Raw genomic sequence first — 20,152 nt, forward strand, 5'->3', positions numbered from 1 at the left:
AGGGGCCGTGAGCGGCCCCTTCGCACGCAGGTGGTGGCTGACGTCGCCGACGAGGTCCACCCTCGCCCGGCGTTCGGTGAAACGCCAGCCGCTGTTACTGCGCGTGAAGCGGTCCTGGTACCGGCCTGCCGCGATCGTCTGCAGCGGGAACCCGGGGACCGCCTGCAGCACCGTGAAGTACGAGCGGCCGGACGCTTTCGAGCCGATCACCTCGAGGGCCGCGTTCGTCGTCACGTGCTTCGTCTTCGGCGTCCCGTCCTCGTACACGATCACCGTCTCGCGCAGCATCCGCTCGACCTCCGCTGCTCCCCGCGCCGCACCGCCGCTGCCGAAGAAGGCTGCGACGGCGAAGAGCTCGCCGACCCCCGCGAAATCCCCCGCGTCGACCAGCGAAGCGTAGGAAAAGATCAAGTTCTCCAGCGCGCGGTAGTCGTCCACGGGAACGATCGTACAGAGAAAGTATAGAAAGCCTCCGTACCTTGACGGCAACCGGCGGCAGGGGGTCGCCGCGCCGAGGGGGTACTCATGGATCGCCGTAGTCTGCTCAAAGGCGGGGTCGCCGCCGTGGCCGGTGTTGCTCTCGCCTCGGCCGCGACCGGTACCGCGCTGGCCGATACCGGGCTGCCGCCCGTTCCCGGGATGCTCGGCGACCGCCGGGCCAACGAACTCTGGTACCAGCTCGACGAAATCGCGCTCTACCACCCGTCCCAGGCCGTCACGGACGCCTACACCGCGCTCTCCGAGCACCTCCTGGCGCACGCGCCGGAGGGGCTGTACGAGAAGTGGCGCGAACTGAGCCGGGAACCGGCCTACCCGAAGAACTACGCCGAATTCGCCAAGCCGGTCGAAGCGGCGCTCAGGACGCTCTCCACCCTGCAGCTCGACAACTTCGACCGCTTCTACCGCGGCGACGAAGCCGGTCTCGTCAAGGCGTTCGCCGACTTCGGCCAAGGCGTCCTCTACGACCCTCGGCGGGCACCGGAAGAGTCGGAAGTGCACACGATGAACGGGAACCCGCCGGGCAGCTACCACTTCTGGCACGCGGTCCTGCGCGCCCAGACGGTGCTCGGCATCGACCGGCACCGGTGGGTGCGGATCGACCCGATGATCGGCTTCGCCTGGGCACTGCAGTCCATCGCGAAACCCGACCACCGCCACGTCAACCCGGGCCTTCCGCGCGAACAGGTCCGCGCGCTGGCGCGGCACTGGCTGCCGCGCTCGCCGGCCCAGCTCGACCGCGACTTCCAGGCGTCGCCCTACCCCGCCTGAGCGTCCAGCACCCGCTGGTACGCCGCCCGCAGCGCGGGGCCCGGGCCGACGCCGAGCCGCTCGTCGAGGAGGCGGCGGCCCTGGTGGTACACCGTCACCGCGTCCGCCGGCCGTCCGCTCGCGCAGAGCGCCGTCATCAACAGGGCGCGGGCGCGTTCCCGCAGCGGGTGTTCCAGGACGAGCGCGGTCGCGTCGGGCACCGCGCGCAAGTGGTCGCCCGAGGCGATTTCGGCTTCGATGCGGCCCTCCAGCGCCGCCAGCCGCAGTTCGTCGAACCGCGCCGCCTCGCCGGTGCGGAGCGGTTCGGCGATGTCGGCGAGCACCGGACCGCGCCAGAGCTCCAGCGCGGCGCGGAACAGGCCGGCCGCCCGGGCCGGGCGGGCCGCGCGCAGCTCGTCGTGCCCCAGGTACGCCAGCCGCGAGAACTCCTCGGCGTCGACGGTGCCGCCCGGCGTCAGCAGGTAGCCGCCGCCGGTGCGGACCAGCCGCGCCGGGCGGCCGAGGGCTTTGCGCAGGCGGGAGACGTACGTGCAGACCTGCGCGTCGACCGTCGACGGCCGTTCGCCGTCCCACAGCAGCGAAATCAGCCGTTCGTCGGGGACCACGCGGCCGCGGGCCAGCAGCAACGCCGCCAGCAGCGTCCGCGGCTTGCGGCCGCCGAGCGCGGCCGGGCGGCCGTCGGCGCGCGACACCGCCAGCGGCCCGAGAATCCGGAACTCCATCCCCACCCCCTTCCCAAGATACGCGGAAAGTCTCAGCCGGTCCTTAGGTTGGGCGCGGATCATGGAGTGAGAGGGGATGAGGAGGCCGCGATGATCACCACCCGTCCGGGTTACCCACGCTGGCACACCGCGAGTGCGCAGGGGCCGCGCTCACTCAACGCCGACGCCGTCGGGGCGTACGCCGCGGCCGGCGGGCCCGGCATCGCGTTCGCCCTCGCCGACGGCGTCGGGGATGATCCCGCCGCCGCGCGCGCCGCCCGCATCGCCGCCGCGGCCGCCGCGCGCACCCCAGTCCACAAAGGACCGGTCGAGGCGGTGCTGGCCGCCCAGCGCGCGGTGCGCGAGCAGACGCTCGGGGACGCCGTGCTGGTGGTCGCCATGCCGGCCGAGCACGGCGGCTACCGCATCGCCTGGGTCGGCGACGCCCGCGCGTACGCCTGGGACGGCACCACGCTGAGCCGCTTGACCACCGACCACACGCTCGCCGAGTTCTTCCGCGCCCGCCACCAGCCGGTGACGCCGAGGATGGAGCACGTCGTGACGACGAGCGTCCGCACCGCGGAAGCCCACGAGATCGGCACGGCGGAGACGCCGGGAGCGGGCCTGCTGCTGACGAGCGACGGCGTCCACAAGCCGCTGACCGGCAGCGGCATCCGGGCGGTGCTGGCCCAGCCGGGCTCGGGCGCGGCGGAGCTGGTGGAAGCCGCGCTGGCCCGGGGTGGCTCGGACAACGCGACCGCCCTCTACGTCGAACCGTCGGAGGTCGACAGCACGACGGTGCGATTTCCCGTCGCCGCGTGAGCCGGGGTGGCCTGCTGAATGAGATCCGCCGGCCCGGAGGCGGCGCTCAGCGGTTCTGAGCGCGCTTGAGCTGCCGGTACTCCCGCAGCACCAGCACGATGATCACCACGTCGAGCGCGGCGAAGAACGGCAAAGCGATCGAATGCGTGTGCACCGCCCGGATGACCTCGTACACGACGAATGCGGCCAAGATGACCGCGGCCACCGGATACGCGCGGACGATCTTGCGGGCCAACGCCCACACCAGGCCGAGCTTGATCAAGCCGTGGGCCAGCAGATACGCGACCGCGAAGGTCTTCGTGTCGCCGTGGAGGAAGTTCTCCGTCGCCGATTCCAGGTGGCGGGCCAGGGTGCCCGAGGGGTCGCCCAGCAGGTCGCGGGTGATGACCGCGTGGGTGAACCCGCTGACCGTCGAGGCCGGGATGAACGCCAGGATCAGGGCCCCGACGACCTGCAGCGCGCCGTCGAGGCCCTTGATCGCGATCGCGATGCGGAAGAACTTCTCGGTCGCCGTCGTGTTCGTCTCGGGCATCGTGCCTCCTCTCCGCTCACTCTGCCGCACTTACTCAGCGTTCGCACCCCGGGACACCAGCCGCCCGAACAGGGGACATTTCCTGGCCAAAGCTCTGAAACCGCGTCCCATTCATTGCCAGTGCACCAAGATGATCCCTATGCTGTAATTTCCCGTTCGCCCGGCAAAAGAAGGGGGCGTGTGATGCCACGCCTGTGGGAGGCCGATCCGAACGCGTCGTTCAAACGCCGTCTCGGGAAGTCCGCGATCGAACTCGACCGGACGAACAACGACCCCAGCTGCCCGGATATCTGGGAACTTTCGAACGGGGACGTGGCGATCATCGGCCGCGACCTCACGTCGGGCTATGCGGCGCGCCTGCCCGACGGCGTGAGCATCGGCGCGGACGAACGACTGGTCGTCATCCCGGGCGTCATGATGCGCTCGGCCAAGGGGGACATCCCCGATGCATAGACCTCTGGTCACCCTGCCGGGCGATCGGTTGACACCCGACGAGTACTTCGCCGACCACGCCGAAAACTTCTGGCGTACCGATGACAGCGGGTGCTGGAAGCTCGAGCGGCAACAGCACTTCGTGGAGAGCGGCGACGACAGCTGGGACGCCTTCAGCGCGGGCGATTGGCCCAAGGCTCTGCGGCTCCTGGAGGAACGCAGGCAGAAAGTCGCCGACTACGAAACCCGTATCGCCCGGCACGGTTTCGAAGTGCGGCGCGTCCGGGTCGTAGAGGAACCGATCAGCCCGTATTTGCTCTGGGAACTGAACTCCTTGTACGTCCGGCGGCAGGTGGGCGGAAAGATCCGGGTGATCGGCGGTGCCACCGTCGCGGATATCGAAGAGGACGAGGTCCTGCCGGAACTGTTCATCATCGGCCGGAAGGTCATTTACCAGGTTCTGTACACCGAGAACGGCGAACTGAAAGGCGCCCTCAAATCCGAGGACGCTGGGCTGATCCACCACTGGACGGCGACCGTCCGGCACCTCTACGACGACGGTGAAGACCTCGCCACGTTCTTCGCCAGGGAGGTCGCCGGGCGCCGACCTTCGCCGACGTCGTGAACCCGGCGGCGGCCGGCGCCGGGCCGCCCGGCCCCGTTCCCCGGCAGCTGCCCGCCGACGTCCGCGGGTTCGTCAACCGGCTCGACGACCTGGCTCGGCTCGACGAGCTCATCGACGACGGTGCCGCCTCCGGAGCGGCGATCGTCGTCGTCGGCACGGCAGGCGTCGGCAAGACTTCGCTGGCGGTGCACTGGGCCCACCGGATCCGCGACCGGTTCCCCGACGGCCAGTTGTACGTCAACCTCCGCGGCTACGATCCCGGCCCGCCGATCACCCCGCAGGAGGTGCTCGAGCGATTCCTCCACGCACTCGGCGTGCCCGGCGCGGCGGTGCCGGCCGACCTCGAATCGCGGAGCGCGCAGTTCCGGTCGCTCCTGGCCGGGCGGCGCGTTCTCGTGGTGCTGGACAACGCCGCAACGGTCGGCCAGGTCCGGCCGTTGCTGCCCGGCAACGGCGAATGCCTCGTACTGGTCACGAGCCGGAGCAGCTTGACCGGGCTCGTGGCCCGTGACGGCGCCCACCGGCTCAGCTTGCGGGTTCTCACGGAGGCCGAGGCGACCGAACTGATCCAGCGCATCACATCCGGCCATCGCGACCAGGACGACACCGCGGACATCGCCGAGCTGGCCGGCTTGTGCGCACGCCTTCCCCTGGCGCTGCGCATCGCCGCCGAGAGAGCGATCAACCGGCCGTGGCTGCCGTTGCGGGAGCTCATCGCGGAGCTGCGTGACGAGTCCGCGCTGTGGGACGAACTGACCGCCGACGATGACGACGAGTCCGACGCGATCCGCACCGTTTTCGCTTGGTCGTACCGCGCGCTGACCGCCGAGGCGAGCCGGATGTTCCGGTTGCTCGGCCTGCACCCCGGCACGGCGTTTTCGCTCGGCGCCGCGGCCGCGCTCACCGGCCGGTCCCCCGCGCGGACCAGACGCGTCCTCGACAGCCTGGTCGGCGCGCACCTGCTCGAGCAGCCTTGGGCCGATCGGTACGAGTTCCACGACCTGCTCCGGATGTACGCGAGCGACCAAGTCCGCGCCGAAGAGGACGCCGACACGGCCTTGACCGCCGCACGCCGGGTGCTGCTGTGGTACCTCCACGGCGCTCTCGCCGTGCGGGAGCGGGCCGGCAACGGCGCGCTGCCGTGGACTCCGGCCGCTCTCGACCCGGAGGTCGTCCCACCGGAATTCGCCGACCGGGCGAGCGCTCTCGCCTGGTACCGGCGAGAGCGCGAGACGCTCGTCCGCGCGGTGCGCACGGCCGACGACCTGGACCAGCCCGACCTCACGTGGCAGCTTCCGGTCGCGCTGTACCCGATCTACGCCGACCACAACCACTTCGACGACTGGATCGAGACGAGCACCACCGCGCTGCGGGCCGTCCGCCGGCTCGGGAACCGCGCTGCGGAAGCGGAAGTGCTGGAAAGCCTGGGCAAAGCGCACACCCAGCACTTCGACCGGCAGCACGGAATCGAGCTGCAGTCGGCGGCGCTGAGCTTGCGCCGCGAGCTCGGTGACGCACACGGCGAACTGAAGTCGGCCAACGCACTCGGGCTCGCGCTGCTGCGTGCGCGTGACCTGCCTGCGGCTCGCGACCTGTTCGGCCGGGCGGCGATGCTCGCCGACACGCTCGGAGAGCCGTACTGGCTGGCCGTCGCCGCCAACAACGCCGCCAACGTCGATCTCGAACTGGAATCGTTCGAGCAGGCGGAACAGGTGCTGACGGCCACGCTGACCCGGTTCCAACGGCTCGGGGTCCGCAGCGGCGAAGGCGACACGCTGCGGGGGCTCAGCCGGGCGAACCGCGGGTTGCGCCGGCCCGTACAGGCGAACGGGTACATCCGAGCCGCGGTAGCCATCGCGCGCGCCGAGGAGAACCCGGCGCGGGAGGCATTCTGGCTGCTCGAACAGGGACGCGTTCAGGTCGATCTCGGGCAGCCCGCCGAGGCCCTCGAGACGTTCCAGCGCTCGGCAGCGCTCCAACGGCAGCTCGGTGACCGTGCGCGGGAGGCCGAGGCCCTGGACGCCACGGGCGTGGCGTACCAGGCGATGGGGCGGCCCGAAGAGTCCGTGCGGTTCTGTCGCCGAGCCGCCTCGGTCTTGCGCGAGCTGCACGAAACCTGGCTGCTCGCGCTGGCTCTCGACCATCTCGGTGCCGCACTCGCCGAGTCCGGCGAACGGCTCGAAGCCGAAGCCGGCCGCAGGGAGGCGCTCGCGCTGTTCGAGCGGTTCCCGGACCCACGCGCCCAGCGCTACCGGGCTCGTTTGGCGGCGTTGCTCACGAGCTGAGGCACTTTTCGCACCGTTCGTGCCGGGCTGTCCGGCCGGCCGGGTCCGTCCCGTAGAAGGGGTAGCAGGCCGCGCCGCAGACGGCCAGGTAGATCGGCCCGCACCGGAGGGGGTGCGGGCCGACCTGGTGGGCGACGGCCACTTCGCGCCGCCGTGCGCCCGCTTCGGGGAGCCAGCCGTCGTCCGGGAGGCCGGCCCGGACGTCGGCGTCGATCTCGTCGGCCCGGGTGATCAGGTCCGCGCCGAGATCGGCGAGCCGCTCCCCGAGATCGCGCAGGATGTCGGGGCGCGGTGCCTCCTCTCCGACCGTCCTGGCCAGCCACGCCACATCGGGGACGAGCGACGCGTGCAGGTCGCGGAGGCGTTCCAGCAACCGCCGGTCCCGGTCGGCGTCGTTCAGCACCGCGCCAGCCACGCCGCCTCGCATTCCGCACAGGTCGGGTCGAACCAATGACCACCGAGCTGCGGCACGTCCTTCACCGCCACGGTCACTTCTTGCCCGCACAGAGCCACGAACTGTTCATCCGGACGCGGAGGGAACGGCCCGTTGAGCGCGTGGCGCTTCCCCTCCGCTTGCTGCCACCTCAACATGGGTCCAGTAAAACTGTCCGCTCCGGCGGACACCAACGCACCGAAGGGTGGTTCGCCCTACATCGCGGGCGGCGCCGAGCCGGTCCCCCAAGCCGTCGGCGTGTCACTGAGCCGGAACTCGATCCTGCCCGCCCGCAACAGGTCCGCGTGCGAGATCCAGCTCCGCTCGTACCCGCGGTGCCCGATCCGGACGTCCTTTGTGTACTGCAGCTTCCCGGCAGCAGCACCGGGCGCCGAGATCTCGATCTTGCGGCCGCCGGCCGGCCGGATCTCCACCTTCTCGAACATCGGCGTGCTCAGCAGGTACGTCCCGGAACCCGGCTGGGCCTCGAAAACGCCCGCCATGCCGAAGACGAGCCACGACGAGATGGTGCCGAGGTCGTCGTTGCCCGGCATGCCGTACGGCGTGTCCGTGAACAACGTCCGCGCCGCGCGCAGCACCGCCGACGTCTTCCACGGCGCCCCCGTCCAGCTGTACATCCAGGGTGCGTGCAGGTCCGGCTCGTTGTTCGGGTTGAACGCGAAGTTGTTGTGGTAGTCGTACGCGCCGTGGACCCAGGAGTCCTTGGCCGCCTTGGCCGGGTCGGTCAGCAGCAGCGGCAGGTCGAAGAACGTGTCGAGCCGCTTCTCCGCCTGGGCCGGGCCGCCCATCAGGGCGAACAGCTTCGCCGTGTCCTGCTGGGCGAGCCACTGGTACTGCCACGGCGTGCCCTCGTGGAAGCCGGTCGACTGGGCGGGATCCGGGTCGCCGACGCCGGTGCCGTCCGCCGCGCGCGTGCGCGGGAAGCCCGTGAACCCGTGGGATTCGACGCTGGTGTCCCACAGCTTCGCGAAGTTGCCGCAGCGCGCGGAAAGGGTCGCCGCCTTGTCGCGGTAGCCCAGGCCGGCGGCCATGGTCGACAGCGCGCAGTCGGCGAGGGCGTACTCGAGGGTCGCCGAGCCGGCCTGGCGCGTGTCGCCGTAGGTGTAGCCCGGCAGGTCCTGGTAGCCGATCCAGCCGTTCTGCACGTACGTCGGATTGCCGTCGCGGCCGCGGAAGATCGACTGGTCGGCTGGGACTTCGTTGGCGTTGCGCCACAACGCGTCGAAGAGCCGGCGCGCGGTCTTGTCGTCGAGGAGCCCGCGGCGGTAGTTGTCGACCACCCACGGCGTGACGGGGTCGCCGCTCATCACGTTCGTCTCGCCGCCGGCCAGCGCCCAGCGTGGCACCCAGCCGCCGTCCTGGTAGACCTTGAGGACGGACTTGGTCATGTCCGCCGCCTTGTCCGGGTGCAGCAGCGCCACCAGCTGGTTCTGCGACCGGTAGGTGTCCCACAGCGAGAACATCTGGTAGTAGGTGTCGCGGCTGCGGTGGACCCGGTCGTCGAAGCCGCGGTACGAACCGTCCACATCGGACCCGACGGACGGGTGCAGCAGCGACCGGTACAGCGCGCTGTAGTACGTGCGCTGGTCGGCGGTCGTCCCGCCGGCGACGCGCATCCGGTCGAGCTCGGCTTCCCACGTGTCGTGGGCGGCTTTCCGCGCCTTGTCGAACGACTTGGGCTGCTCGGCGCCGCGGTTGAGCCGGGCGCCGTCGATCGAGGTGTAGGACAGCCCGACCGAGGCGCCGACCTGGTTCTTCTCGGTGCCGAAGGTGAGCCAGGCGCCGGTGCGCTGGCTGCCGAGCTTCGCGTCCCGCTGGTTCGGCGTCAGCTTGCCGTCGGTCCAGGTGCCGAAGCTGGTGAACGTGCGGTCGAACTTGGCGCTGAAGAAGATCTTGTACCGCTCCTTCTGCGTCTCCCAGCAGAAGTTGCCGCCCTGCAGCCAGCCCTCGACGGTGTCGTCCCCGACGACGTGGACGTCGCCGGCGTAGGTGTAACCGTTGCTCTCGCCGACCTCGATGAGGACGTTTTCGCTGGTCGCCCCGGCGGGGAAGGTGTAGCGGTGCTGGCCCGTGCGCTGGGTCGCGGTCAGCTCGGCGCCGATGCCGTCGGCGAGCTTGACGCCGTAGTACCCCGGCTGCCGGGTCTCGTCGGCGTGGCTGAACTTCGCGCCGTACTTCGCCGGGTCGCTGCTGGTGACGGCGCCGGTGGTGGGCATGAACCGGAAGTTGCCCATCGTCTGGCAGCCGACGCCGGAGAGGTGGGTGTGGCTGAAGCCGAGCGTGGTGTCCTGCGCGTAGTCGTAGGACGCGTACTTCTTGAGCTGCGTGTCCGGGGACAGCTGCACCATCCCGAAGGGGGTGGTGGCGCCCGGGAAGGTGGTGCCGTCCCCGTTGTTGCCGATCGAGGTGTCGACGAGCGTGGTGGGGTCGTCGGCGAACCGCACGCCCGCCTGGGCGGGGGTCGCGAGGGCCATGGTGGTGGCCCCGGCGAGGAAAGTGGCCAGGACGCGTGTCCGCGCTCTCATCCGTGTCCTCCTGACAACGTTGTCACATGCACGGTGGGATCTTTTCCGTTGTCCGGTGGACAAATCAACCCCCGGAAAGCCTTGAACCTGACGTCGCGTCAGGTTTTACGGTCGAGGGGTGAGCGAACGCAGGTGGAGCATCGGCGAGCTGGCGAAGGCCAGCGGCGTCACGGTCCGCACGTTGCACCACTACGACCGGATCGGCCTGGTCTCCCCCGGCGAACGAACACCGGCCGGGCACCGGCGGTACCTCGAGGCGGACGTGCGCCGGCTCTACCGGGTCCGGACCCTGTGCGGGCTGGGGCTCTCCCTCGACGAGGTGGCCGTCGTCCTGCGGGACGCGACGGACGACCCCGGCGGGCTGCGTGGCCTGCTGACCGCGCAGCTCGCCGGCCTGGAGGCCCGGGCCACGCGCATCGAGGAGTCGGCCCAGCGGCTCCGGGGCCTGCTCGCCCGGCTGGCCGAGGACACCATGCCGGGCCCGGACCAGTTCCTCGCCGCCCTGGAACCGATGTCCGTCGACGCCGGCCGCTACCTGTCCGCCGCCCAGCTCGCGACGATCACCGGACGCGCCGCGCAGCTGGGCAGCGGCGCGATCGAGACGTTGAAGACCGAATGGCTCGCGGTGTTCGGCCGGCTTCGGCAGCACCTGCTCGACGGGACGCCCGTCGACGACCCGGCCGTGCAGGACCTGGTCGCCCGCTGGCGGGAGACCGCGGCCGCGTTCCACCCCGGTGACCGCTCGTTCGAGGCGGCGACCACGGCGCTGTGGGAGGACAACCGCGCCGGGCTCGGCCGGGAGCTCGACGAGCGCCTCGGCTGGTCCGGGCCGGGCGAGGCCGCCGAAGTCGTGGACTACTTGCGCAAGGCCCGCGCCGCGGGCGAAGACGAAAAGGACGGGTGAATGGACGTCGACATCACCGGGTGGCTCCGGGAGAACATCGTGCGCCTGCGGACGCTCGAGCCGGAGACGGGCTACGCCGGGCTCGAGCCGTTGCGCGACATCGTCGGCGACGCCCGGGTCGTCGCCATCGGCGAGAGCACGCACCGGGTGCACGAGTTCTACCAGCTCCGCCACCTGGTCACCCGGTTCCTGGCCGAGGAACTGGGGTTCACCGGGTTCGCGCTGGAGTCCGGTTTCCCCGAAGGCTGGGCGGTGCACGACTGGGTGCTCGGCGGCGACGGCGACCTGGACCGGCTCCTGCACACCGGGATCACCTACCACCTGGGCAAGTGCGCGGAGATGCGCGACCAGCTGCGGTGGCTGCGCGAGCACAACCGCACCCACGACCGCAAGATCCGCTTCTACGGCATGGACATCCCGGACTCCAGCGCGTCCGCCCGGCCCGGGGTCACCGCCGCCTTGGCCTTCCTGGACGAAGCCGACCCGGACTACGCCGCGGCGGCCCGCAAGAACCTGCTGCCGCTGTTCGACTACCTGCCGGCCGACCGGACTGGGCTGGCCTGGGCCGCGCCGGCGATCCAGGCCTACCTGGCCCTCGGCACCGCCCACCGCCCACCGCCACGAGCTGACCGCCCGGATCGGCGAGCTGACCGAACGCCTCCGCGCCCTGCGCGTCCCTTACTCCACTGTGGACGCAGCCCGGGCCGACATCGCGTTGCAGTGCGCGGTCAACGCCCGGTACGCCGACGCGTTCCTGGCGAACATGGCCGCCGCGCCGGAGCGCACCTACCGGGGCGCCAACGTCCGGGACGCGGCGATGGCCGACAACGTCGAGTGGATCCTCGCGCGGGAGGACCGGGTCGTCGTCGGGGCGGCGAACGGGCACCTGCAGCGCTGGCCGTACCGCGTCCCGCCGATCATCAACGAAGAACAGGTGATGCTCGGCCAGCACCTGGCCCGCTCGCTCGGCGACCGGATGGTGGTCATCGCCACCACCTGCAACGGCGGCCGCGTGTTCGGCCACCGGCCGCTGCCCGACGGGCCGCCCGGCCACACCGAGGTGTTCTACGAGGACGTCGCCCCCGGCGCCGACCCGAACGACCTGGACGTCCTGCTCTCCAGTGCCGGGGCGCCGCTCGCCCTGCTCGACCTGCGCCGAGTCCCCGGCGAGGGCGAGGTGGCCCGCCGCTTCGCCGAGATCGACGGCACCCGGCAGGGCCCGTACAAGCAACTGGTGAACCCGCTCGCCGCGTTCGACGCCGTCGTGCACATCGACCAGGTCACCCCCTGGCAGACCTTCATCGGCTCCGCGGGGCCCCGCGTCGGAGGGTAGCCGGATCCTGCACGCGCACGCCGAGGCCGACTTCAGACCTGGTACGTGACGTGCCCGTCGACGACCGTCGCCGTCACCGGGAGGGCACGCAGGTCCGCCGGGGACAGCGTCGCCGGGTCGGTGGCCGTCACCATCAGGTCCGCGAGGTCGCCCACCGCCACTCCGCGACGGCCGCCGGAGGACGCCGCCAGGGCGTCGGCGAACGGGATCGCCTGCTCCGGGTGCCACGGCGGGCGGTCGTCGTCCGTGCGGGAGATCGCCGAGGCGATGCCGTCCCAGGGGTCCAGGGGCGCCACCGGGGCGTCCGAGCCGAACTCCAGGCGGGCGCCCGACTCCAGCAGCGACCGGTACGGGAACGCCCGCTCGGTGCGCCCGTGCCAGTGGCGGTCGGCGACGTCGCGGTCGTCCGGCTGGTGCGCCGGCTGGACCGCCGCGATCACGCCCAGGGCCGCGAACCGGGGAACGTCGGACGGGGAGAGCAGCTGGGCGTGTTCGATGCGGCCCGGGCAGCCGACCGCCTCGAACGCGTCCAGCGCGATCGTGTTCGCCCGGTCGCCGATGGCGTGCACCGCCGGGAGCAGCCCGTGGTCGAACGCCCGCTGCAGCAACGGGATCAGTTCGTCCGGCGGCAGTTCCAGCGAGCCCGGTGAATCCACGCCGGGGTACGGGTCGTGACAGTAGGCCGTGCGCGTGTTGAGGGAACCGTCCACGAACAGCTTGAACGGCCCGACCGTCAGCCGCCCGCCGGAGTCCGGGAGGACGTCGCCGGTGCGGTGGCCGCGCTCGATGGTCTGGTCCAGGAGGTGTTTCGCGATGACGCACGAGATCCGGGCCGCCGGGGTACCGCGGCGGGTCCAGTCCGCCACGGTGTCCGCGTACTCGTAGTCGGCGATCTGCGTCACGCCCCGCGCGGCCGCCGCAGCCACCGCTTCCGCCACCCACCGGTCCTGGACGTCGATCGCCGCCGTCGGGAGCTGGGCCGTGGCGCTCATGCAGTCGCCCTCCAGCAGGACGCCCGTCGGGTGCTCGCGGCCGATGAGCTTCAGCGCCGCCGGGCTCAGCCACAGCGTGTGCAGGTCGGCGCTGAACAACGCGACCGCGCGCCCGGGCAACGCGCGCTGCAGCAGGTCCTTGTGCGGCTTGTCCGGCCAGAGCCCGTCGCGGAAACCGGCGCCCACGACGAGTTCCGTCTGCGGTGCCGGGGTCGCCAGCAGGTGCGCGAGCAGCAGCTCGATCGCCTCCCCCGCCGAGCGCGCCGCGTCGAGGGGGATGCGACGCCGGAACGTCGCCCACTGCACCACGTGGACGTGCGCGTCGACCAGCCCCGGCAGCAGCGTCCCGCCGTGCCCGTCGACCACCCGCGCGGCGAACCCGGTGGAACCCGGCTCGGTGATCGACGTGATCCGGCCGTCGGTCACCCGGACGTCGGCGAGGTCGCCGCCGAGGCCGGGCCGGACGCGGCGCAGCAGGAGATCGTCCATGCGGACCACCTTGCCAGCCGGACCCGTCCGGGTGAAGCACGGCTTGAGATGCGGAACAACCGGGTATTCCCCTAGCGTTGGAACAGATGGCAGCCGTCGCCCGCCGAAGGGTCAGGGCCGGTCCAGGAGCGCCGCCTTCACAAGCCGCGCAGGGTTCGACTCCCTCGGTTGCCGCCAAAAGCCCGGTTCAGCCCACCGGCACGTCCCGCCGCCGCAACGCGAACAGCCCGCCCGCGCCCGCCGCCACCGCGATCGCCGCCAGCCAAAGCGCCGGTGCGAGCGAGAACGCCCCGCCCGGCAGCCTCGCCAAGTGCTGGAACGGCGAAATCCCCAGCACCACTGAACGCCACTGCAACGCGGTCCCCACCAGCGACAGCAACAGGAACGCCGCCAGCAGTCCCCAGGCCACCGCCGCGAACCGGGGCAGGAAGCCGATCAGCAACGCCGCCAGTCCGGTCAGGACCCAGACCGCGGGCAGCTGGGCCAGGGCCGCCGGGACCAGCCCGAAACCGCTCCCGTACGCCAGTCCCGTCGTCCAGCCCGTGACCACCAGCACGAACGCCGGCCCGAGGAACGCGAACGCGAGGTGGGCCAGGGCCCAGCCGACGCGCCCGACCGCCGTCGCCAGGACCGGTTCCGCCCGGCCCGCCGCCTCTTCCGCACGCAGCTTCAGCGTCGCCTGCACCGCGTGACCCGCCGCCGCCAGGCCGAACAGCGTCATCGTCCCGGCCAGGTACGCGTCCAGCACCGCGCCACCGCCGCCCATGCGCGAGAACACGTCGGCGACCGCCCGGTTGTCCCGCATCAGGTCCGCGACGTTCTGCGCGACCCCGCCCATCAGCAACCCGACGAGCCCGAGGCAGACGGTCCAGACCAGCAGCGACCCGCGCTGCAGCCGCCACGCCAGGGCCAGCGGCGAGCGCAGGGACGCCTTCGCCTCGGAACGCCCGAGCCGCGCGGGCAGCAGCGCCGCGCCGAGGTCGCGACGGCCGGACAACGCCACGGCCGCCACCACGAACAACGCCGTCGCGGCGACGCCCAGCGCGAGCACCCACCACTGTTCCCCCGCGAACGGCCGCAGCCGGTGCGCCCAGCCGATCGGCGACAGCCACGCGAGCCAGCCCGCCGAGCCGCTGCTGTCCCCGGCCGCGCGCAGCAGGAACGCCAGCACCAGCGCCCCGATCCCGATGCCCCGCGCCCCGCTCGCGCCCCAGGTGAGCTGGGCCGCGACGGCGCCGACACCGGCGAACACCCAGCCTGCCAGGGAAAACCCGAGCCCCAGCGCGAGCGCGCCGGCGAACGGAACGCCCTGTGCGGCGACGCCGAACGCGGTCAGCAGGCCGAACGCCAGGCACGCACCGCAGGTGGCGAGCACCGCGGCGGCCAGCCCCGCGTGCCGGCCGACGACGGTGGCGCCGGTGAGCTCACGACGTCCCGCCTCCTCCTCGGTCCGGGTGTGCCGGACCACGGTGAGCAGCGCGATCAGGCCCACGACCACCGGCACGAACCCGCACTGCCAGGCCAGCAGGTTCCCCGGCGAGGAGCCGTACAGCGGGCCGTTGCGCACGACGAAGGTCGCGCTCGAGGCGTTGAGGTCGAAGAAGTGCTGCCGTGCCGCGGCATCCGGGTACGCCGCCTTGATCGACGACAGGTAGCCGACCGGCGCGAGCGCGAGACCGGCGATCCACAACGGCATGAGCAGCCGGTCGCGGCGCAGCACCAGCCGCAGCAGCGCCCCGGTGCCCCTCATCGCGCCGCTCCGACCGGCTCGTCGTGGCGGTAGTGGCGCAGGAACAGTTCTTCGAGCGTCGGCGGGCGGCTCACCAGGCTCCGCAGCCCGGCCCCGGCGAGGTGCCGCATGACGTCGTCCAGCGCCGTCTGGTCCACCGACAGGTGGACGTGCGAGCCGTACGAGCTCAGGTCGTGCACGCCCGGCAGCGACCCCAGGTCCTCGGGGACCCGCGCGAGCGAGGCGTCGATGGTGATCCGGCCCAGGTGCCGCAGCTCGTCCAGGGTGCCCGACTCGACCGTGCGGCCGGCCCGGACGATCGTGACCCGGTCGCACAGCGCCTCGACCTCGGAGAGGATGTGCGAAGACAGCAGCACCGTCCGGTCGCCGCGTTCGCGTTCTTCCGCGACGACCTCCCGGAACACTTCCTCCATCAGCGGGTCGAGCCCGGACGTCGGTTCGTCGAGGACCAGCAGCTCCACATCGGACGCCAGCGCGGCGACGAGCGCGACCTTCTGCCGGTTGCCCTTCGAGTAGGTCCGGCCCTTCTTGCGCGGGTCGAGGTCGAACCGCTCGACCAGCTCGGCGCGGCGAGCGGTGTCGAGGCCGCCGCGCAGCCGGCCGAGCAGGTCGATCACCTCGCCGCCGGTGAGGTTGGGCCAGAGCGTGACGTCGCCCGGGACGTAGGCGAGCCGCCGGTGCAGCTCGGTGGCGTCGGTCCAGGGGTCGCCGCCGAGCAGGGTGGCGCGGCCGCCGTCGGCGCGCATCAGCCCGAGCAGCACGCGGATCGTGGTGGTCTTGCCGGCGCCGTTGGGCCCGAGGAAGCCGTGCACCTCGCCGGTGTGGACGGTCAGGTCGAGCCCGTCGAGGGCTTTCGTCCGGCCGAACGCCTTGGTGAGGCCGTCGGCGGTGATCGCGTCGGCCATCGTCATTCCTTCCGTCGGTACGCGGCCAGCGATTCACTGGCCTTCTTCAGGGCTTCGGGGGCGGCGAGCGGGTGGGTGAACAGGTACCCGGCGGCCAGCGACATGCGCAGCATCGCTTCGTGGGTACCGGGTTCCTCGCCGAGCGCGCGGGCGACGTGGTCCTGCAGGATCATCATCCCGCCGGTCATGGCGGCCAGGGCGGCCGCGCAGGCACGCGGGTCCGGCAGGCCGAGGCCCTGCTCGCGGAACCAGCGCTCGGTGCCGTCGACGATCTCGGTGAACTGGGCGGCGGCGGCCGCGGAGCCGTCGATCATCGCGCGGCCCAGGTACCGGCGGAAGAGCAGCTGGCGCGGGTCGAACGTCGGGACGAAGCCCGGATCCGCCTCCCCCTTGGTGAGCGCCTCCTCCTTGAACTTCATCAGTTCGTCGAAGACGTAGGTGTCGCACGCTTCGCGCAGGCCGTCCTTGGAGCCGAAGTGGTGGCGGATCAGGCCACCGGAGACGCCGGCTTCCTCGGCGATGTCCAGGATCGACGTCTTCTCCATGCCGCGCTCGGTGAAGAGCTTGATGGCGGCGTCGCGGATGCGGGCCCGTGCGGTGAGGTCGTTCATCGTGGTCCTATACGTGCGTGTAGTCGACTACACGAGAATATAGCTCGCTATATGCGCGTGTAGCAATGGCGAAATCTGGCCGTTCGGCAAGCGTTTCCGTGACCGCCTAACCGGGCAGTCGATTACTCCATTTGGCTCGCAACCAATTGCGGTCTATGGGCTAACTGTCTGATTGCTGACGAAGATCCCACCCTGTGTACTGCTCGGTACGCATCTCTTCACGAAGGGTCGTTTCAGTGACACAGCACAGATCGCGCTGGAGACGGCGGGCCGGGATCACCGTCCTCGCCACCGCACTCGGCGCCTCCGTCCTCGGCGTCGCCGTCCCGGTGGCCTCCGCCCAGCAGGCCCCGCCCACCAGCGGCGCGGCCGACGGCAAGACCCTCGACGAGCACGACCGCGCGCTCGTCGCCGAAGCCGAGAAGGCCGGGAAGCCCGACGTCACGCTGCTGATCGCGGCGGAAAAGGGCCAGACCGGCGCCGCGGTGAACGAGCTCAAGGCCCTCGGCGGCGTCGTCCAGTCCACCGACACGAAGCTCGACTACGTCAAGGTCAGCATCCCGCCGGCCAAGGCGGAGAAGGCCGCGAAGCTCAAGTCGGTCAACGCCGTCGACGTCGACGGGCTCATCGTGCGCGACGACCCGAAGCCCGACGGCGCGACCACCCCGCTGCCGCAGCCGGCGCCGGGCAAGAACACCCCGCGCGTCAACCCGTACCTGCCGACCGGGGACACCTACGCGGCGCAGTTCGGCCAGGTCCTGCCCAGCTGGGACGGCAAGGACACCACGGTCGCGGTGCTCGACTCCGGCGTCGACCTCGACTCCCCCGCGCTGGCCACCACCAGCCACGGCGAACGCAAGATCGTCGACTGGTACAACGCCAACGCCACCAACTCCGGTGACGGCACCTGGGTCAAGCAGTCCACCGCGACCTACACCGGCACGTTCACCTCGAACGGCCGCACCTGGACGGCCCCGGCGACCGGTGGCCCGTACACCTTCGGCCTCTTCGGCGAGACCGCCGGCGACCTGGGCGCCGCGGACAGCGAGACCGGCGGTGACGTCAACCGCGACGGCGACCGCGCCGACTCCTGGGGCGTGCTGCTCGACCCCGCCACCAAGGAGGTCCGGGTCGACCTCAACGGCAACGGCGACTTCACCGACGAGAAGCCGATGACCGACTACAACAAGAAGTACGACGTCGGCTTCTTCGGCACCGACAACCCGGCGACCGACATCGCCGAGCGAATGGCCTTCGTGGTCCAGACCGACAAGCCGGGCTTCGTCGGCATCGGCATCGCCGGTGCGGAGCACGGTTCGCACGTCGCCGGCATCGCCGCCGGCAACGACCTGTTCGGCGGCAAGATGGACGGCGCCGCCCCGGGTGCGAAGGTGCTGGCCGTCAAGGTGTGCCTCACCAGCGCCGGCTGCACGTCGTCCGGCCTGATCGACGGCGTCGTCTATGCGGCCGGCCACGGCGCCGACGTCATCAACATCTCGATCGGCGGCCTGCCGGCCCTCAACGACGGCAACAACGCCCGTGCGGAGCTCTACAACCGCACGATCGCCGAGTACAACGTCCAGATCTTCATCTCGGCCGGCAACAGCGGCGCCGGGGCGAACACGGTCGGAGACCCGTCGGTGGCCACGGACGCGATCTCGGTCGGCTCGTACATCACCAAGGAGACCTGGCTGTCGAACTACGGCTCGGTCACCAAGAACCCCGAGTCGATGCACCCGTTCTCCTCGCGCGGCCCGCGGGAGGACGGCGGCTTCAAGCCGGACATCATCGCGCCCGGCGCGGCCATCGCCACCGTCCCGCGGTGGCTGGAACCGACCCCGGTTCCCGGCACCTACGCCCTGCCCGCCGGCTACGCGATGCTGCAGGGCACGTCGATGGCGGCGCCGCAGGCGACCGGCGCGGCGGCTCTGCTGGTGAGCGCGTACAAGGCGACGCACAACGGCCAGCGGCCGCCGGTGGCGCAGCTGCGCGCGGCGATCAAGTCGACCGCGCGGTTCGTGCCGGGCATCGGCGCGTACGCCCAGGGCGCGGGCCTGTTCAACGTCCCGGCCGCGTTCGTCGCGCTGTCGCTCAACCCGAAGCCGGACGCGGTTTCGACGTCGGTCGAGGTGCACACCGCGCTGTCGGGCCTGCTGGCCAAGCCGAACACGGGCGTGGGCATCCACGACCGCGAGGGCGTGACCGCGGGCAAGGCCTACACCCGGACGTACACGATCACCCGCACCACGGGCTCGGCGCACCCGGTGCCGTACTTCGTGCGGTGGGTCGGCAACGACGGCACGTTCTCCTCCGGTTCGACGGTGGTCCTGCCGCTGAACGCGCCGGTTTCGTTCAAGGTGAACGTGAACCCGAAGGGCACCGGGGTCCACTCGGCGCTGCTCTACCTGGACAACCCGCTCACGATCGGCATCGACGTACAGACCCTGAACACGGTCTTCGCGCCGCAGGAGTTCGTCGCCGGCAAGGGTTTCCAGGTCGACAACACGGGCAAGGCCGCCCGCAACCAGGCGACCAGCTACTTCGTGCGGGTGCCGCAGGGCGCCAGCGCGCTGAAGGTGGACCTGGACGCCGGCGCCGGCGCCCCCGGCAAGGGCCAGGTGCGGTTCCTGCGGTACGACCCGACCGGCGTCCCGGCCGAGGCCAGCACCGCGACGACCGCGTGCTACCTGCCCGACGCGGGTGCGGGCTGCGCCGGCGGCACGCCGACCAGCCGGACGATCGCCAACCCGCTCCCGGGCGTGTGGGAGATCGTCGTCGAAGCGCGCCGGACGTCCGATGTGGCCGAAGCGCCGTACAAGCTGTCGGCTTCGGTGCTGGGCACGGCGGTCTCGCCGAACCCGGACACCATCGCCTCGGCCACGGTGGGCACGCCGATCGCGCGGTCCTACACCGTGCAGAACACGCTCGGCGCGTTCACCGGCAAGCTGACCGGAGCGACGCTGGGCAGCGCGAAGACGCAGCGGCCGTCGATCGCCGAAGGCGCGCAGCAGCAGTACCAGATCCCGGTGACGGCCGGCTCGCAGTCGCTGACCGTCACGATCGGCAAGACGTCCGACGTCGGCGCCGACCTCGACCTGGTGCTGTACAACTGCACGACCGGCTCCTGCGTGCAGGCGGCGGTGAGCGCGGACGGTGACTCCGAGGAGTCGGTGACCGTGCCCAACCCGGCGGCGGGTGTCTGGCTCGCGCTGGTCGACGGCTACGCGGTGCCGGCCGGCACCACGGAGTACGACTACCTCGACGTGTTCACCAATCCGGCGTTCGGGTCGGTCGCGGTGAGCGACGCCAACGCCCTGCGCGCGTCGGGCAGCTCGTGGACCGTGCCGGCGACGGTGACGGCCGCGAGTGCCCCGGCCGCGGGCCGGACCCTGCGCGGTCAGCTGACCGTGCAGACCGACACGGGCGTCACGGTCGGCACCTCGCTGGTGCAGATCACCGCGGTGAGCTAGTCCCCACCCAAACGCCCCAATGTGGCGTTCGGTGCGTCCAACGCACCGAACGC

The 20,152-nt window shown here is 71.5% G+C and carries 18 protein-coding genes and 1 pseudogene; 9 read left to right on the forward strand and 10 right to left on the reverse strand.

The features are described 5' to 3' along the window. Nucleotides 1-438: nuclear transport factor 2 family protein (locus tag ACWEVN_RS34255; protein ID WP_452054032.1), on the reverse strand; the 438-nt coding region annotated here is incomplete at its 3' end. Nucleotides 439-525: 87 nt separating this feature from the next. On the opposite strand from ACWEVN_RS34255, the gene ACWEVN_RS34260 reads away from it, so the two are divergent. Next, nucleotides 526-1,269: a hypothetical protein gene (locus ACWEVN_RS34260; RefSeq protein ID WP_449683271.1), complete on the forward strand. Its 744-nt coding sequence runs from the start codon at nt 526-528 to the stop codon at nt 1,267-1,269. On the opposite strand, the gene ACWEVN_RS34265 is transcribed toward ACWEVN_RS34260, so the two are convergent. Further along, nucleotides 1,257-1,991, reverse strand: coding sequence for an AfsR/SARP family transcriptional regulator (locus ACWEVN_RS34265; protein WP_449683272.1), 735 nt, complete (start codon nt 1,989-1,991; stop codon nt 1,257-1,259). The genes ACWEVN_RS34260 and ACWEVN_RS34265 overlap by 13 nt on opposite strands. Nucleotides 1,992-2,081: 90 nt before the next feature. On the opposite strand from ACWEVN_RS34265, the gene ACWEVN_RS34270 reads away from it, so the two are divergent. Further along, on the forward strand, nt 2,082-2,792 hold the full coding sequence (locus ACWEVN_RS34270; protein WP_452054033.1) for a PP2C family protein-serine/threonine phosphatase: 711 nt from the start codon (nt 2,082-2,084) through the stop codon (nt 2,790-2,792). Between the two features lie 46 nt (nt 2,793-2,838). Here ACWEVN_RS34270 and ACWEVN_RS34275 read toward each other — a convergent pair whose 3' ends face one another. Then, nucleotides 2,839-3,324, reverse strand: coding sequence for a DUF2127 domain-containing protein (locus ACWEVN_RS34275; RefSeq protein WP_452054034.1), 486 nt, complete (start codon nt 3,322-3,324; stop codon nt 2,839-2,841). Between the two features lie 183 nt (nt 3,325-3,507). On the opposite strand from ACWEVN_RS34275, the gene ACWEVN_RS34280 reads away from it, so the two are divergent. The 3 genes from ACWEVN_RS34280 to ACWEVN_RS34290 are packed head-to-tail and all read left to right on the forward strand — an operon-like array spanning nt 3,508 to nt 6,666. Then, nucleotides 3,508-3,777 (forward strand): hypothetical protein, encoded by a 270-nt coding sequence (locus tag ACWEVN_RS34280; protein ID WP_449683275.1) that lies wholly within the window; start codon nt 3,508-3,510, stop codon nt 3,775-3,777. Between the two features lie 28 nt (nt 3,778-3,805). Beyond that, nucleotides 3,806-4,381: a DUF6879 family protein gene (locus ACWEVN_RS34285; protein ID WP_452054035.1), complete on the forward strand. Its 576-nt coding sequence runs from the start codon at nt 3,806-3,808 to the stop codon at nt 4,379-4,381. Continuing rightward, nucleotides 4,378-6,666: an ATP-binding protein gene (locus tag ACWEVN_RS34290; RefSeq protein WP_452054036.1), complete on the forward strand. Its 2,289-nt coding sequence runs from the start codon at nt 4,378-4,380 to the stop codon at nt 6,664-6,666. The genes ACWEVN_RS34285 and ACWEVN_RS34290 overlap by 4 nt, the downstream gene beginning before the upstream one ends. Here the strand turns inward: ACWEVN_RS34290 and ACWEVN_RS34295 are convergent. From ACWEVN_RS34295 to ACWEVN_RS34305, 3 genes are read right to left on the reverse strand one after another with little or no spacing between them, the layout of a single operon-like run. Beyond that, a complete protein-coding gene (locus ACWEVN_RS34295; RefSeq protein ID WP_452054037.1) occupies nt 6,656-7,081 on the reverse strand; it encodes a hypothetical protein in 426 nt (141 codons plus the stop codon). The two genes, ACWEVN_RS34290 and ACWEVN_RS34295, sit on opposite strands and share 11 nt — an antisense overlap. Continuing rightward, complete coding sequence (locus ACWEVN_RS34300) at nt 7,063-7,257, reverse strand: zinc finger protein (RefSeq protein ID WP_310972237.1); 195 nt, start codon at nt 7,255-7,257, stop codon at nt 7,063-7,065. Before ACWEVN_RS34300 ends, ACWEVN_RS34295 begins: the two co-directional genes overlap by 19 nt. Nucleotides 7,258-7,314: 57 nt before the next feature. Continuing rightward, on the reverse strand, nt 7,315-9,645 hold the full coding sequence (locus tag ACWEVN_RS34305) for a GH92 family glycosyl hydrolase (RefSeq protein WP_452054038.1): 2,331 nt from the start codon (nt 9,643-9,645) through the stop codon (nt 7,315-7,317). 118 nt (nt 9,646-9,763) lie between these two features. On the opposite strand from ACWEVN_RS34305, the gene ACWEVN_RS34310 reads away from it, so the two are divergent. The 3 genes and pseudogenes from ACWEVN_RS34310 to ACWEVN_RS34320 all read left to right on the forward strand — a co-directional run bounded on the left by ACWEVN_RS34310 (nt 9,764) and on the right by ACWEVN_RS34320 (nt 11,882). Beyond that, nucleotides 9,764-10,549: a MerR family transcriptional regulator gene (locus tag ACWEVN_RS34310; protein WP_452054039.1), complete on the forward strand. Its 786-nt coding sequence runs from the start codon at nt 9,764-9,766 to the stop codon at nt 10,547-10,549. Further along, nucleotides 10,550-11,032, forward strand: a pseudogene (locus ACWEVN_RS34315) (erythromycin esterase family protein); the annotation flags it as partial. 184 nt (nt 11,033-11,216) lie between these two features. Beyond that, nucleotides 11,217-11,882, forward strand: a complete 666-nt coding sequence (locus ACWEVN_RS34320; RefSeq protein ID WP_452054044.1) for an erythromycin esterase family protein — start codon at nt 11,217-11,219, stop codon at nt 11,880-11,882. 32 nt (nt 11,883-11,914) lie between these two features. On the opposite strand, the gene ACWEVN_RS34325 is transcribed toward ACWEVN_RS34320, so the two are convergent. The 4 genes from ACWEVN_RS34325 to ACWEVN_RS34340 form a co-directional block, all read right to left on the reverse strand. After that, complete coding sequence (locus tag ACWEVN_RS34325) at nt 11,915-13,363, reverse strand: amidohydrolase (RefSeq protein ID WP_452054040.1); 1,449 nt, start codon at nt 13,361-13,363, stop codon at nt 11,915-11,917. 187 nt (nt 13,364-13,550) lie between these two features. Then, nucleotides 13,551-15,113, reverse strand: a complete 1,563-nt coding sequence (locus tag ACWEVN_RS34330; RefSeq protein ID WP_452054041.1) for an ABC transporter permease — start codon at nt 15,111-15,113, stop codon at nt 13,551-13,553. Beyond that, entirely contained in the window at nt 15,110-16,018 is a 909-nt protein-coding gene (locus tag ACWEVN_RS34335; protein ID WP_452054042.1) for an ABC transporter ATP-binding protein, read from the reverse strand. Before ACWEVN_RS34335 ends, ACWEVN_RS34330 begins: the two co-directional genes overlap by 4 nt. A 2-nt stretch (nt 16,019-16,020) precedes the next feature. Beyond that, a complete protein-coding gene (locus tag ACWEVN_RS34340; protein ID WP_449683285.1) occupies nt 16,021-16,629 on the reverse strand; it encodes a TetR family transcriptional regulator in 609 nt (202 codons plus the stop codon). Nucleotides 16,630-16,865: 236 nt separating this feature from the next. Between ACWEVN_RS34340 and ACWEVN_RS34345 the strand changes: the two genes are divergently transcribed. Next, a complete protein-coding gene (locus tag ACWEVN_RS34345; RefSeq protein ID WP_452054043.1) occupies nt 16,866-20,099 on the forward strand; it encodes a S8 family serine peptidase in 3,234 nt (1,077 codons plus the stop codon). The last annotated feature ends 53 nt before the right edge of the window (nt 20,100-20,152 follow it).

The sequence above is a fragment of the Amycolatopsis sp. NPDC003861 genome (genome assembly GCF_053605405.1).

Coding starts and splice junctions, on each gene's coding strand:
- ACWEVN_RS34260 (WP_449683271.1), top strand. CDS start 526: ATGGATCGCCGTAGTCTGCTCAAAGGCGGGGTCGCCGCCGTGGCCGGT.
- ACWEVN_RS34265 (WP_449683272.1), bottom strand. CDS start 1,991: ATGGAGTTCCGGATTCTCGGGCCGCTGGCGGTGTCGCGCGCCGACGGC.
- ACWEVN_RS34270 (WP_452054033.1), top strand. CDS start 2,082: ATGATCACCACCCGTCCGGGTTACCCACGCTGGCACACCGCGAGTGCG.
- ACWEVN_RS34275 (WP_452054034.1), bottom strand. CDS start 3,324: ATGCCCGAGACGAACACGACGGCGACCGAGAAGTTCTTCCGCATCGCG.
- ACWEVN_RS34280 (WP_449683275.1), top strand. CDS start 3,508: ATGCCACGCCTGTGGGAGGCCGATCCGAACGCGTCGTTCAAACGCCGT.
- ACWEVN_RS34300 (WP_310972237.1), bottom strand. CDS start 7,257: ATGTTGAGGTGGCAGCAAGCGGAGGGGAAGCGCCACGCGCTCAACGGG.
- ACWEVN_RS34305 (WP_452054038.1), bottom strand. CDS start 9,645: ATGAGAGCGCGGACACGCGTCCTGGCCACTTTCCTCGCCGGGGCCACC.
- ACWEVN_RS34325 (WP_452054040.1), bottom strand. CDS start 13,363: ATGGACGATCTCCTGCTGCGCCGCGTCCGGCCCGGCCTCGGCGGCGAC.
- ACWEVN_RS34330 (WP_452054041.1), bottom strand. CDS start 15,113: ATGAGGGGCACCGGGGCGCTGCTGCGGCTGGTGCTGCGCCGCGACCGG.
- ACWEVN_RS34335 (WP_452054042.1), bottom strand. CDS start 16,018: ATGGCCGACGCGATCACCGCCGACGGCCTCACCAAGGCGTTCGGCCGG.
- ACWEVN_RS34340 (WP_449683285.1), bottom strand. CDS start 16,629: ATGAACGACCTCACCGCACGGGCCCGCATCCGCGACGCCGCCATCAAG.